This is a genomic window from Vibrio sp. 2130-1 (genome assembly GCF_033339515.1).
Window position 1 is genome coordinate 1 of record NZ_JAWOUT010000163.1, and the last position, 815, is coordinate 815.

General features: G+C 45.6%; 1 protein-coding gene. It reads right to left on the reverse strand.

The window, feature by feature from the left end:
• Window positions 1-30 precede the first annotated feature (30 nt).
• Window positions 31-815 (reverse strand): LysR substrate-binding domain-containing protein (locus R7Q09_RS24910; RefSeq protein WP_318143793.1); only part of this gene is annotated, 785 nt, incomplete at its 5' end.

Here is an 815-nt window from a genome sequence, read left to right on the forward strand (position 1 = left end):
AATCTTTACACACTTAGGATTGCGCGCGGTTTACTTATCGCAGCCTTCGAGCTCTTTACAAGCATCAAGCAACTGTTGTTGTAGCCATCTCAGAGCAGGATCATTGAGACTCGCTTTGTTCCACACCAAGCTGTAAGCCACTTGCCCGTAATCAAACGGTAAAGAGCGCTGCACTAAACCTTTCGCTTGATGCGCGACTCCCGCCCAAAGTTTTGAACACGTAAATAGATAATCGGAATGATGGCACATGACGGCTGCCGAACCGAAATCTGCCACACGCATCGCCATATTACGCTTTGAATGCTGCTGAGTAAGGTTTTGCTCGAAGTAAGGCTGAGAAAGATCTTTATCGTGAATCCCGATGTGGCGAGCGCAAAGATAACCTTCAATCGACAGGGGCGCTTTAGATAACGGGTTTGATTCGCCCATTAAACACACCATTTCATCTTTCAAGATTGTTTGCCAAACCAAGTCTTTATTTTGAGTTGGCGGCTGGCTGATGTCATGCGGCAGCAACAAAAAATCGACTTGTCCTCTCACTAGTGAATCAAAACTCATCTCTTCTTTTGCATGGACGCTTAAGTGAGCATTGTTCCCCAACTGTTGAGAAATGCGCGTTAACACGGGAGCAAACAGCTCAAAAGAACTGCCTCTCATCGACAGAGAAAACGTACCTTGATAATAAGCTGGGTTGAATGAACCTTGGTGCAATAGGCCGTTCATGCTAGACAGAATACCGTGAATGGACGGGCCAATATTCAATGCAAATGGTGTGGGCACTAAACGTGTACCATCACGATAGAAAAGATCATCTT